The 14408-nt window shown below is 33.6% G+C and carries 9 protein-coding genes and 1 pseudogene; 8 read left to right on the forward strand and 2 right to left on the reverse strand.

Features of this window, described 5'->3' with window-relative positions:
* Together ACM55F_RS07500 and ACM55F_RS07505 are read right to left on the reverse strand one after the other, a co-directional pair.
* A pseudogene (locus ACM55F_RS07500) lies at positions 1-1617 on the reverse strand (DUF6443 domain-containing protein); the annotation flags it as partial.
* Positions 1618-1629: 12 nt separating this feature from the next.
* Positions 1630-5076 carry an RHS repeat domain-containing protein gene (locus tag ACM55F_RS07505; protein WP_416853183.1) on the reverse strand — a complete coding sequence of 1149 codons (3447 nt, stop codon included), beginning with the start codon at positions 5074-5076 and terminating at the stop codon, positions 1630-1632.
* 263 nt (positions 5077-5339) lie between these two features.
* Between ACM55F_RS07505 and ACM55F_RS07510 the strand changes: the two genes are divergently transcribed.
* The 8 genes from ACM55F_RS07510 to ACM55F_RS07545 all read left to right on the forward strand — a co-directional run bounded on the left by ACM55F_RS07510 (position 5340) and on the right by ACM55F_RS07545 (position 14360).
* Positions 5340-5750, forward strand: coding sequence for a prepilin-type N-terminal cleavage/methylation domain-containing protein (locus ACM55F_RS07510; protein WP_416853184.1), 411 nt, complete (start codon positions 5340-5342; stop codon positions 5748-5750).
* Positions 5750-6232, forward strand: coding sequence for a hypothetical protein (locus ACM55F_RS07515; RefSeq protein ID WP_416853185.1), 483 nt, complete (start codon positions 5750-5752; stop codon positions 6230-6232). Before ACM55F_RS07510 ends, ACM55F_RS07515 begins: the two co-directional genes overlap by 1 nt.
* 2 nt (positions 6233-6234) lie before the next feature.
* Positions 6235-7638, forward strand: coding sequence for a GspE/PulE family protein (locus tag ACM55F_RS07520; RefSeq protein ID WP_416853186.1), 1404 nt, complete (start codon positions 6235-6237; stop codon positions 7636-7638).
* Positions 7639-7675: 37 nt separating this feature from the next.
* On the forward strand, positions 7676-9832 hold the full coding sequence (locus ACM55F_RS07525) for a type II secretion system protein GspD (protein ID WP_416853187.1): 2157 nt from the start codon (positions 7676-7678) through the stop codon (positions 9830-9832).
* Complete coding sequence (locus ACM55F_RS07530) at positions 9832-11028, forward strand: PilN domain-containing protein (protein WP_416853188.1); 1197 nt, start codon at positions 9832-9834, stop codon at positions 11026-11028. The genes ACM55F_RS07525 and ACM55F_RS07530 overlap by 1 nt, the downstream gene beginning before the upstream one ends.
* Position 11029: 1 nt before the next feature.
* Positions 11030-11551, forward strand: coding sequence for a hypothetical protein (locus ACM55F_RS07535; protein ID WP_416853189.1), 522 nt, complete (start codon positions 11030-11032; stop codon positions 11549-11551).
* Positions 11552-12863: 1312 nt separating this feature from the next.
* Positions 12864-13262, forward strand: coding sequence for a single-stranded DNA-binding protein (locus tag ACM55F_RS07540; protein ID WP_416853190.1), 399 nt, complete (start codon positions 12864-12866; stop codon positions 13260-13262).
* A 36-nt stretch (positions 13263-13298) separates the two neighbouring features.
* Entirely contained in the window at positions 13299-14360 is a 1062-nt protein-coding gene (locus tag ACM55F_RS07545) for a DUF932 domain-containing protein (RefSeq protein ID WP_416853191.1), read from the forward strand.
* Positions 14361-14408 lie beyond the last annotated feature (48 nt).

Consider the following 14408-nt stretch of genomic DNA (forward strand, 5'->3'; position numbering starts at 1 on the left):
TGGGCTACCAAAAGTATCGACATCGGCATCTCGATAAAATGTCTGAGGAGCTATATTGGTAATATTGATTGTGGTATCGTTATAATCGCTAGTATTACGGACATATCCTGCTGGTTGTGTACAGCTTGCCGTAGTGGGTGTACTCACTCCAAAACCATCTCCATCGGCATCTCGATACCAAACCGTATTAGGGTTTAAGGTAGCATCAGCATCATTACAGTCGGTATTGTTGGTCACATAACCCGCTGGTTTTACACTGTAATACACTGTAACAGTTGGGCTACCAAAAGTATCGACATCGGCATCTCTATAAAATGTTTGAGGAGCTATATTGGTAATATTGACTGTGGTATCGTTATAATCGCTAGTATTACGGACATATCCTGCTGGTTGTGTACAGCTTGCGGTAGTGGGTGTACTCACTCCAAAACCATCTCCATCGGCATCTCGATACCAAACCGTATTGGGATTTAGAGTAACATCTGCATCATTACAGTCGGTATTGTTGGTCACATAACCCGCTGGTTTTACACTGTAATACACTGTAACGCTTGAACTACCAAAAGTATCCCCATCGGCATCTCTATAAAATGTTTGAGGAGCTATATTGGTAATATTGACGGTAGTATCGTTATAATCGCTTGTATTACGGACATACCCTGCAGGTTGTGTACAACTTGCAAGAGTGGGTGTACTAACTCCAAAACCATCACCATCGGCATCACGATACCAAACCGTATTGGGATTTAAAGTAGCATCCGCATCGTTACAATCGGTAGAATTGCGGACATATCCAGTAGGTTGTGTACAGCTTGTTACAGTTGGTGAACTCACCCCAAAACCATCACCATCGGCATCACGATACCAAACCGTATTGGGATTTAAAGTAGCATCCGCATCGTTACAATCGCTAGAATTGCGGACATATCCAGCAGGTTGTGTACAGCTTGTTACAGTTGGTGAACTCACCCCAAAACCATCAGCATCTGCATCACGATACCAAATCGTATTGGGATTTAAAGTAACATCCGCATCGTTACAATCGGTATTATTGGTCACGTAACCCACTGGCTTTACACTATAATAAACCGTAACAGTTGGATTTCCAAAAGTATCCCCATCGGCATCTCTATAAAATGTTTGGGGGGCTATATTGGTAATATTCACAGTAGTGTCGTTCAAATCACTTGTATTACGAACATAGCCTACAGGTTTCGTACAACTTGTGGCTGTTGGTGTACTCACCCCAAAACCATCTCCATCGGCATCTCGATACCAAACTGTATTGGGATTTAGAGTAGCATCTGAATCGTTGCAATCCAGATTATTATTTACTTTACCGGCAGTAACAGTATTACAATATACAACTCCACTTCCAAAACCATCGCCATCAAAATCATAATAACGAATAATATTTGCTGCAACATTGGTAACACAAGGGTCAGAGTCGTTCAAATCACTATGATTGCTAACAAAACTCGGTAATGGTGTAGAACCTGTGTAGGTTACACCCGAAGTTCCATAACCATCGCGGTCACTATCTAGATACCAAATTGTTTGGGAATACCCTGAGAAAGCAATCATAAATAAAACTAAAAAGTATGTATATTTTTTCATGTTTGTGACAAATTAGTTTTTATAATGATATTCGTTTTCACTTAAGATATTTCCTTGAGCATCTTTAACGTTTTGCAACCTTCCTAATCCATCATAGGTATAATCCATTGTATATCCTTTTGGATCAGTTATCGTACTTACCCCAACAAGTGGCAAATACGTGTACGTTGTTATCATGACATTTGGAAATGAAGTACGCAATGTAGAAAGTGCAGTTAACAAATTAGATTCGTTGTTTGTGATATCGGACAAGCCTTGTAAATTTGTTATTGTTACAGCAGGAATACTGGCATAAGTCATATTCTCTATTTTTGCAATGGGCTGTGTTTTGTTATAACCCCAGATGATCGTCACAGGTGTTCCACCTTCGGGAGTGTATTGCAATAAGGTTCCATTGGTATCGTACAAATCAGAAGTTACTTTCTTTTCTAATTGTCCTACATTAGGGGTTGTAATAACAGGTAATATATTAGGAAATTTAGCTGCGTAGACACTTTTTGGTAATAATAAACTACCTGTTGTTGCATCATTTGCATACACTGTTCTTTGTTCAGATAGTTTTGTCGTGCCGTTAAACGCTTCTGTTCTGATAGGAGTAGCTTTTCTATTTTGATCAAACAATCCTTGCATTTCTGACAGCATGTCTCCTGAATAATACATTTTGGTAATTAATTGCTCCCCTTTACTATTGGTTACAGTAGTTTTTGTAGGCTGAAAATGATTCGTACCCGCATACTCATAATCAGTTGTGTTTGTAACTGGCAAAACCCCAAGAGTTGTGGTCTCGGTCGCCGTTTTTAAAGTCTTTATTTGACCTTGAATTGTATAGGGTTCAAAAAATTGTAAACCTGCATCATGATAGGATACTGAAATCCCCTTAACAGAAGTATTTGTAGTGGAATAGTTATAATCAAATGAATTGTTTTTCACAACGGTACCAGAATTATTAATGACTTGTACACTTTGTTTTTCGCCTGCTAAAATGGATTGAAATTTTGGTGGTGCTGGTGTATTATACGTGCTATAATTATTTAATTCAGAATAACTTTTATACCTATTAAAAAAATGTTTAGTAATTCCATTACCATCCGTTTCATCTACTTCTGCATAGGAAATAGGAGGTCCCATAAAATTAATTTCCAAAGGATCAGTACCTGTTGATAGATTATAATAATAACCATTCTGGTAAATATTGCTTTGTGAATTTAAATTACTGATTAAAATCGAGTAAAATAGATTAGCATTATTAGGGACTACATTAAAATAATTACTTAAATAATTACTGTTAAAATCCCATGAGATTTTATTAAAAACAGTAGGATTAGTAACAATTTTTGGCTGAAAATAGGTATAAGACTGTTGCTTAATAATAGCGTTATCATAATTCTTATGAGTTATTTTTTTTATTCTTAAACTACCCACATCATAAGTAGGATAATAACGATGCATATCCAATTTTGTAGTATTGTACTGGCAGTTTCCATACCCGTAAACTTTGACAGTATAAGAATGACCGTCAATTAATAATGCAGAATCTATAACACTAGTAAAGGATGCACTATTATTGTAATAATAAGTTACACCATATAAAACATAAGAATTAATTTTTAAGCGTGAATAACTTAAAATACCAATTAAGGAATTGGTAGTATTATCAAATAACTCAACTGCATTCATTGAAGTTGGAGAGCAATATGATGGTGCGGTGCCCCCAGGTGAATAACTTCCATTTAATGGACTTGGAAAATATAATGTACTATTGATTTGTAGAATTTCATTCGAATATTGAGGATGATATGTAAATGAAGACTCGTTATAAGGAGTATTCCCTGATGGGTTATTACCAAAGGCATTATTTGATAACGGATTTAAGGTTGCTACATTGTAAGCAGGAATAGGATCCGTATAATAATCAGTAGGCACGTCATTAACCTGGCTTTCGAATTCAAAATTAACGGAACCTTTAGTTGGATATATGATTTTCTCTAAAACACCTGCTTTAGCAAAATTAACATCAAGACTTCTATCGCCAAAAAAAGAATTATCAAAAAAGAATTTAGTTTTAGGAGAAATTGAATAATTACTATTTTTCCCATTATAATATCCCCATTTGTCTAGAGCGAATGACAATCTACTGGGTAACGATGTTGTGTTGTATGAAAAGACATAAGGCTTTGATAATTGCTCATCACCACTAGTCTCTGTTACTGAATTCAGTTGTAATCGTTTTAAATCAGTAATATCATGACTTTGAGTAGTTATTGATGTTTGAACGCTAGTATAACTAAATTTAAATTTTTTGATACATAAACCATTAGAATATATAGATATCTCATCTAATCTTTGAGGTGTAACACCTAATTCCACCATTAAATCATCTCTATTGCTATAAATAAAATTTATTTCAGTAGTTCCTGCTTTTATTTTACTAATCAATTTAGAAACAATATGATTTTGTAATAAAGATACTGCACTTTCCGAACTACTCGCAAAAAGACCATAATGATATTCCCCTGAAGCACAATTTGAACCATTTATTGTTCTGAGTGGCAAGCAATATTCTGTCAGTTTAGATGGTTTATCAAGTGAAATATGAGAATAATTGTTATTAATATATTCTATTTGAATAGTACTTCGATTTGAATAATTTGAAATTTCAGATAAAAACCAGGAGTTGACTTTATAATTGGAATCATTTGTTAACTCACCTACATTTTTTGTGGAGTAATTTTTTTCCACAACATTATTATTACCAAACGCCTGACCAGAATCTAGTCCATATTTATATTTTATACCATTGGGAGATGTTGCAATCCAAGTTTTAAAATAACTAGTGTTAAAATTTTCTTTAATAATAAAGTCCGTATTTTCGATGTAAACAACTTGTCGGGCATCGTTAAATACAAACTTACCCCCACCTTCTGGAGTGCTAAAATAAAATAAATCAGGCTGAGCGTCTTTATTTCCTGAATTTGCATCTGCTAACCACCAATTGAATTGTGTATATCTTCCCATCGGATCTGTTGAAAATGCATTTAATTTTGAATCCAGCAAGGATAAACCAAAATCCTTATAATATCCATTAATGTCAATTATACTTTGAGCACTACCAACTGCTCCCTCATCAGGCGCTCCTTTAATTATTCTACTTACTGTACCCCCTACGTTTAAACTCCATTTTAATCCTACCGAAGAAGCAACATCTTCTACTTTCACACCAGAAGCATCATACTCAAGCGAAATGGGTAATGACATTCCGTCGTAACTTAGATTATAAATCGGAATACTAATTTGTGGAGTCCCAGAAGCCAAATTTACAGGCATGTTCATATATTGTTCAAATTTGTTTACCTCCGGAGATTTTATGGCAGGACGTAAATCAGTATTGACTTGAGAGATGCTCTTTTGAGAAAAAAGCACACTCAATAAAATAAATAGTAAGCTAAATTGTTTCTTCATTTGTTATTATTTTTCAGTTTAAAGTTTAGCAGAAGAGTTAGTATTGTTTTTTTTTAAGAATTTTAAATTCATTAGGAATATACTATTGTTTCTTTGTTATCCATCTGTATCATTAGTTTCTAGTCTATTAGGATTTGATGACGACAATATTAACAAAATATTTCTTAATATTATATAAATATTAACATAATTTTTCTTAATATTATTAAATACTTTTTTTTGAATAAAAATGATATATTTGCTATTACTAAATTATTTTCATTGTGAAAAAACAACTTTTTAAAAGAGTCCCGTCCTTTAATCTTCAAGAAATGCTAATTGTATTGGCTATTATTGGCATATTGTTGTTGATTGCATTGCCTAATTTGATGCCCTTAATTACAAAAGCCAAAAGCGTTGAAGCACAGATACAGTTGAAAGCAATCTACAGTGCTGAGCAGCAATATTATTTTATGTATTCTAAATACAGTTCTAATTTTGCAGAAATAGACTTTGTGGCTCCAAAAACAGTTAAAGATAATGGCAGTGCTAATTATTTCTATGAAATTGTTCAATCTTCCAATTCTGAATTTAAAGTTAAAGCTACTGCACTGACAGATTTTAATGGGGATGGTACTTTTAATGTTTGGGAAATTGATCAGAACGGCCTCCCAAAACAAATAACTAACGACTAATGTGGTTTTTAAGAATTTTACTGATTGGTGTTTTTTTAATTATTTTCATTCAAGATTGTAAGGACCGAAAAGTATATTGGTTTCTTTACCCTATCGTGGGTATTTTAGTATTTGTTCTGCAAATGGAGGTTGTGCCTATTTACTCGGTAATAGTAAATGCCAGTTTTAATTTGTTGTTTGTTTTTGTCTTGCTGTTTGTTTGCTATTTATACGCTGCATTCAAATTGAAAAAGGCGTTGCTAAAGGAAGCATTTGGATTGGGTGATGTGTTGTTTTTTCTTTTTATCTCTTTTTCATTTTCAATAGTTTCGTTTTTTGTTCTCTTTCTATTCTCCTTAGTTTTTTCCTTACTATTGCATTTCGTTTTACAACACAAGCAGATTGATAAGACGGTTCCACTTGCGGGCTATCTTTCTTTATTTTTTGGAGTAGTTTATGGAATTAGTTTTTTTGGATACAGTAACTTATTATACGCTTATTAAAAATGATTGATTTTAACATTCCTGTAGCCATTCAACAACTTGTCAAAGCCGAACAGGCATTTCATTATAGAATAATTCCAATTGAAGAAATAGGAGACCAAATTGTATTAAAAACGGATGTTGCAGACATTGTAAGCCTACAATCAGAGTTGTCTATTTTATTGGGCTTTCCTACTCAACTGGTTGAAGATACTACAGAGAATATTAATCGCTATCTCAGTACGAATTACCGAAAATCATCCTCCAATACCGTTTCCAGTATTCATTATTCTGTTGATTTCCTTGAGAAAATAGTGGTCAATGCCAAAGAAATTGGCAGTAGTGACATCCACTTTGAACCTTATGAGAAGAATGCACGAGTACGTTTTCGATTGGATGGAAAGTTAAAAGAGCAGTTTCACATTGCAACTGATGAATACCCTATTCTCATCAACAAAATAAAAATCAGGGCGCAACTTGATATTTCCGAGAAGCGATTGCCTCAGGATGGGCGTATCACCATAGTAACAGACCAAGAAGATTTTGATATTAGGGTTTCTATACTTCCCACGCTTCACGGAGAAAAAGTAGTCTTGCGTATTTTGAGTAAAAATACCAGTCATATTGATATTAATGCACTTGGTTTTACAGAAAAGGAACTAATTACGTATCTTGAAAACATCAAAAAACCAAATGGGATTGTTCTTATTTCGGGACCTACGGGTTCCGGAAAAACAACCACTTTATATGCTACCTTAAAAAAACTGAACCTTCCTAATACGAATATATTAACGGTTGAAGATCCTATTGAATATACTCTTGAAGGAATTAATCAAGTGCAGTTAAGAGAAAATATTGGACTCGATTTTGCCACAACACTTCGTGCTTTTTTACGACAAGATCCTGATATTATCATGGTTGGTGAAATACGCGATGTCAATACCGCTAATATGGCTATTAGAGCAGCATTAACCGGACATCTTGTTTTATCAACGATTCATACCAATTCGGCTTGGGCTACCGTATCCCGACTCGTAGACATGGGGATTCCTTCTTTTTTGATTGCCAGTACACTTAATTTGAGTGTTGCCCAGCGTTTAGTGCGGAAATTATGTAACCATTGTAAATCAGAACAGCCTATTTCAACAGCATTATTCCCAACGGGATTTGAAATACCTGGAAATATAAAAACCCATTATGAAGCCGTGGGTTGTGAACAGTGTTATCATACGGGTTATTCAGGAAGAAAAGCCATTTATGAAATTCTTCCCATAGACAATGAACTTTCTAATTTAATAAAAAATAATCAATTGGCTATTGATCATTATATTGAAGAAAAAGAGATTTTTACTTTGAAAAAAAATGCCTTATCATTAATACAAGAAGGGACAACATCCATAGATGAAGTTTTTTCTTTACTCTTATAATATAAACTATATTAGACGATTCAATTTGTTACCATTCATGAAAAAAATAACAACACTCTTCTTACTATTTATTTTTCAATTTACTTTTTCGCAAGAGAATAGAATTCAACAGTTAAAAAATAACATTGAAGCTATTAGTGCCGATGCGCCTGGTTTGTCTGAAAAAATCAATGTCAATATCAAACAAGCTTCTCTTTCCAGTTTTTTATTAGCGGTTTCGGAAGTTCACAAATTAAATATTAGTGTTGCACCAAATTTGAGCCAAATCAACATCGTTAATAATTTCACCGATGTAACTGTTGGTGATTTATTGCTATTTCTGTGTAAAGAATACAATCTTACTATTGACTTTACAGGTAACATACTCGCTGTTAAACCCTATGAAAAACCAATTGAGACACTGGTTGAAAAGCCAATTGATGTAAAATATGAAATAGCTGATAATTTGCTTTCCCTCGACCTAAAACAAGACAAACTGTATGATGTTTTCAAAAAAATAATGAATGAAAGCGGAAAAAATCTTGTTTTTGCTCCAGGTCTAGAGAACCAATTATTAACTGTTTATATCAAAAGCATGCCTTTTGATGCCGCTTTAAATAAATTAGCTTATGCAAATAATCTCAGCATAACAAAATCAAGAGATAACTTCTATATTTTTGACCAATTAGAAGGCAACTATTCTCCAGAAAACAGTACCGATAAAAGTGGAGCCACAGTTCGACAAAATAAACCACAGCGTACCAGAAAATCCAATTTTTTCTTTGCGGTGGTTGATGCAGATAAAAAACTATTAGATGTAGATTTTGAAAACACACCCATTTCTAGTATTGTTTATGATATTGGTCATGAATTGGATATTGATATGTTTATTTCCAGTCCATTAGAAAATGCAGGAAATGCAACGGTTAAAGCTAAGAATATTTCATTTGATGCCCTTTTGAGTAAATTATTTGAAACGAAAGTGGAGACAAAACCAATATTAAATAACCCATCACAGACACAATATAATAATGATCCTTCAACGGCTCCGACAGGCAATGCGTATACCTTCATGAAAAATGGATCTATTTATTATTTTGGAACTAAAAACCAATTGGTAGTCAGAAATATAAAATCAATTCCATTAATGCACCGTTCCATCGAATTATTAAGTGATCCTTCAAAAGAAGGAAGAAGTGCTGGAAGATTGAATAACAATACTAATTATTCGAATTATAATGATAGTAAGACCAACACTAATTATCAGTCTCAAAATATTAACTCCAACTCCGGAAACAATTCTTCATCCAATAGCGGTAATCCATCTGAATCTATTTTAACCATCGTCCCTGATGAAATAAAGATGGATTTAGATATTAAAATTGATAAAGAATTAAATAGTTTTTTGGTTAATGGTCCTGCTGCCAATATTGAACGTTTTGAATCCTTTATAAAATACATCGATAAATCAGTTCCAGTTATTTTAATAGAAGTTATGCTTTTGGAAGTAAACAAAAGTGCTACTGTAGAAACCGGAATTAGTGCAGGAATTGGCGATAAACCTGTAACAACCTCAGGTACCGTATTTCCAAATGTCGATATTAATCTTGGTGCTCAAACTATCAACAAAATAATTAATGGTTTTGATGGTTTTGGTTCCCTAAATGTTGGAAGCGTAGTGCCTAATTTTTATTTGAGTCTTAAAGCAATGGAAACCAACGGGAATTTAAAAATTCGTTCCTCTCCTAGATTATCCACATTAAATGGTCATAAAGCATATTTATCTATTGGAGAAACAACCTACTACGTTGTTACAAATCAGAATTATTATGGTTCCCAGATTCCCCAAGCGTCAGAGGTTAAAAATTACCAACCTATTGATGCCGAATTATCAGTTACCATAATGCCTTTGGTATCTGGCGATGGTCAAATAACGATGGATATTAAAGTGATACAATCTAGTTTTAATGGTCAAAAAGTAGATAAAAACGCACCTCCTGGAATCAACTCCAGAGAATTCACTTCTATCATCCGTGTAAAAGACCAAGACTTAATTGTTTTGGGGGGGCTTGAAGAGTCAGTTAAAAATGATTCGGGTACTGGAGTACCTATATTAGCTCGAATACCTGTGATTAAATGGTTGTTTAGTTCCAGAAAACGTGAAGACTCTAAGAAAAAATTGTCGGTATTAATTAAACCTACTGTTATCTACTAATGAACATTCCTTCTTTAAACGATATTTTACTTGGCAAACGATACATCGGTATTGAACACTTTTCTTTGAATACAGAGGAAAGGATTGCTGTTTTGTTGATTGAAAAGAAAAAAGACGAGTTAGTAATTGCTAAAAAAGATGTTGTTTCCTATTCTGAAACGCTTCCTGATAAATGGGATAAAAACCTTCCTTTTTTTCTGGTTGTTAATAGTAATCAGGTCATTCAAAAAGAAGTATCAGGAATAGATGCTCAAGATGAAAAATTACTTCATAAAGCTTTCCCGAATACTAATTGGGAGGAATTCTACTTTGAAATATGGAGATTGAAGGCGAAATCTATTGTTGCCATTAGTCGAAAAATCTATGTTGATGCATTGTTATTTAATTATAAAAAACAAGGGATTTCTATTGCTGGGATTAGTCTTGGTGTTTGCTCTATTGGAGAAATAATTAAATATTCAGAAGGAAATAAATTGCTTACGAATCATCAAACTATTTCTTGGAATGAAGAAACTCCAATTATTACAACAAATACTGCCGATCTAAATACTACTTATAGCATAAACGATCTGACAATTCAAAACAGTCATTTATTAGCTTTTTCAGTGATATTACGCTTATTGCTTAATGGAACTGCCAATACCGGGAATTTAATCACTTACAGTCAGGAACTTCATGAGAACTATAATCAGCGTAGTTTTTTTTCAAAAGGATTAAAGATAATGGTTGGTGTAGTACTCACTATTTTATTAATTAACTTTTTCATATTTACACATTATTTTAAATTAGCCGAAGAAACTTCGGAAAATCTGTTGTTAAGTAAATCATCACTAGAAGAAGTCAATAGAACCAAGCAACGCATTCAATCGAAAGAACAAAAAGTAAAAAATGTTATTGCCATAACCTCTTCCCAAAGTTCGCTTGTCATTAATGAAATCACTAAACTAATTCCACAGTCAATTTTGCTTACCGAATTGATTTACCACCCTTTAGAAAAAAAAATTAAGAATGAAGAACCAATTGTGATACAAGGAAAAACTGTCAGTCTTTCTGGAACCACTATCAACAATGCTACTTTCACCCGTTGGATTGAAGCCATAGAACAATTAAAATGGATTAATCAAGTCGTAATTACCCGTTTTGGAAAAAATGATCTCAATGAAACGGAATTTTCTATTAAACTAACCTTGAAATAACATGAAACTCAATAGAAAAAATAAAATGTTACTACTTGGTTTTCTATTGGCATTGTACATTTGCTACACTTTTGCCATTTCTAACACGATAACGTATTATAAAGAGTATCATTCGAAAAACGCCATGATTACCGATAATACTGGCTCCCCAAAATTAGCCTATCAATTGCTTCAAAAAGAGAAACAATTGGATCTATTACTATCCGGATATAACATCACTGCTTCGGAATCTTTTCAAAACGATTTACTCAAACAACTAAATACCTACAGCGATTCCTATCATCTAAAAATTATAGATTTTAAAGAGTCACACGTTATTGTGGAAAAAGGATTTGTCACTACAAGCTACATTTTTTCTTTAGAAGGGTCTTTTAATGGTTGTCTGGCATTGCTTAATAAAGTTGAAAATAATCCCAGTCTTGGAAGTATAAAACATTTGAATTTTACAAAAAAAAGGAATTACAAAACAAATATGGATCAATTGTTCGTTGAAGTGATTCTGCAGAAAAATAAAGGAATATAGTTATAATGGTTTAACCTGTTTAACCTGTCTAAAATATATAAAGCATATATTAAAATTAGGTTTTAAACTGGGAACTATTTTAATGTACAAATATTTTGAATCACAAACCGGAATAAGGAATAACATCCCTTCGTTTTTTAAATAAAGATACAATACAAAAAAATTATTATTAAAAAGTTTCAAATTATTTCTTAGAAACTTTTTTAATATATTCACCAATACTTCTAGTGATTAAAATATTTCATTTTTTTCTACAAATTTACATTCTGCAAAACGCCATATTTGGTTTCGCTCCGGCTTTGTTATTTACATCCTTTACTGGATTGACTTGTTTATCACATATTTTGTAATCATGGCTAAAGTGTGAGCTATTGAAGCCATCAGGATTTAAAGCAATATATTACTCCCCCATTGTTGTAGGTTAACTCTATTTTTTTAGTTCCCGTTCTATTTTAGAAAAAAAATCATAAAGAATATTCAATTTGAGATTAATTGATTCGACAGTATTATGTAAAAACAAGTTATAGTTCAACATCCTTTTTTTCATTAATTGGATCAAAGTTTAATTTAAATAAAGAAATATATTTTATTACTGTTATTCCTAGAAAGAGATAAGTAGTTACTTATAAACAACTTACTCTTTCCCATAGAATAGAATTTAATTACTTTTTAAATTTTAATCACGTCTGTTATTTTATTTGTCATAATCCATTTTTTTTTAAACGCAGGTATGGTACTAACAACATCAAAAAGTCAGTAGTTTTTAATTAATTTATTCCAAAATTAGGTACCAATTTGTACTGAAAAATAGTAGTGAATTTGACTGTTTTTTTCTAACGCATTAGTGAAGTAAACCGACGAAGTAATCTCTTAAGCATTTTTATCACATCCCTTATCCTACTGTTATAAATCCTGGTAAATTTCCTGTCAATCAAATATCTAAGTATCTGATTTTTTATCCACAAATTGACAAATTATTCTCTAAACGCTTCTTCCACTTTACGATCAATTACAACTACAGAGGTTTGATCGGTATATGTAAAAGTAACTATTGTAGATTTCTTTTAGAAATTATAAGTACAATTTTCATTCGAAACGGACTAAAAGGCAGCTAAGATAGTGACTTAAGAATGTTGCAAGCGCATAATGGCTGCGTTGCACTGGTCACCCTTCGGGACTTATAGCTCTCCACATTCTTAAGCCACTTATTTCTTGCTTTCTTTTTCTCCGTTTTTCCTTTTGAAAACATTTTATGAGGTGGCCGGTTACAGAGGAAGTAAGGAAAATAATAGTAATTAAAAAAAATCAAGTTATGGAAATCACAGGAAGAGTAACAGCAGACGCAGTAGTTCACAAAGTGAACAACAACAAAGAAGTAGTCAATTTTAGCATCGCTATCAATGATAGCTATAAGCCTAAAGGAAGTACCGAAGTAATAGAAGTTACAACCTACATCAATTGTTCCTATTGGCTCAATTCAAAAACAGCACAGTGGCTTAAGAAAGCAGCTATCGTACAATTGTCTGGACGCATCGGCTTAAATGTGTACAGCAACGCTGAAGGCAAAGCAATGGGTAGTCTTACGTTTCATAGCAACAGCCTTAAAATTTTAGCTTTTGTTAAAAGAACAGAACAAACAGAAAATAGTGGAGCATCTCAATCAGCAAAACTAGGAGAACAACCAGAAACGGCAGACGACCTGCCTTTTTAAACAGCAAAATATAACAATCCTTTAAATCACAACATCATGGCACACGATATAAATTATAACATACATACAGAGAAACACAGTTTTTTCAGCGTAAAAGAAAAAGCATGGCACAATTTGGGACAAATTATTCAGGATTACCCGACTAGTGCCGAGGCTATCAAACAGGCAGGACTCGATTATGAAGTAGAAAAACGAAAATTGTTTACTCCATGTTCCAAGGAAATAAGCTTAGAAGGAGAAACCAGTTACAATGAAATTGAAGTACCCAATTACTTCAGTACCATCCGCACAGACAACGATACTGTATTGGGTGTTGTGGGTAAAGACTACCAAATCGTACAAAACAGGGATGCCTTTTCTTTTTTCGATAGCATCGTTGGTGGTGATGGTATTCTATACGAAACTGCAGGGGCTCTCGGCAAAGGGGAACGCATATTCATAACCGCCAAACTGCCTGACTATATTCGCGTTGGCAAAGATGACCTAATCGAAAAATACTTGTTTCTAACCACCTCCCACGATGGAAGCGGAAGCATAACTGCCGCCTTTACCCCTATCCGAATTGTTTGTGCCAATACGCTTAATGCGGCAATGCACAGCAAAACCAATACCGTCCGCATTCGCCACACCTCCAACGCTAAACAGCGTTTGGAACAAGCGCACAAAGTGATGGGAATATCCGATAGGCTATCGGTACAAATGGAATCCATTTTCAACGATTGGACAAAAGTACGCATTAACGACAGGGAACTAAAAAAATTGATACAGTCTGCACTCGTCCCGAGCAAAGAGGTATTAAAAACCATACAGGAGGGTAACGAGAGTGAACTCTCAACTTGCTTCACCAACATGGTAGATAGTGCTTTTGAATACGCTATGAGCGACCCGACCCAATTGATGGATACCACAAAAGGAACGGTATTCGGTGCGTATAATGCGGTCACAGGCTATTTTCAAAACGTCCGTTCATACAAGGACGACGAAGCAAAACTAACCTCTCTTTTAATGGGTGGTACAGGACAATTGCGCACGCAATCTGCATTCAATCTATGCTTTGATTTTGCCCATAAAGGTTCAGATGCTCTAACCTTAAATTAAACAATAGGGACAGGCACTAATCCTGCCTGTCTTTTTAAAAATCGAACC

Origin of the sequence: Flavobacterium melibiosi (assembly GCF_048158545.1) — a bacterium.
GTDB classification, from domain to species: domain Bacteria; phylum Bacteroidota; class Bacteroidia; order Flavobacteriales; family Flavobacteriaceae; genus Flavobacterium; species Flavobacterium melibiosi.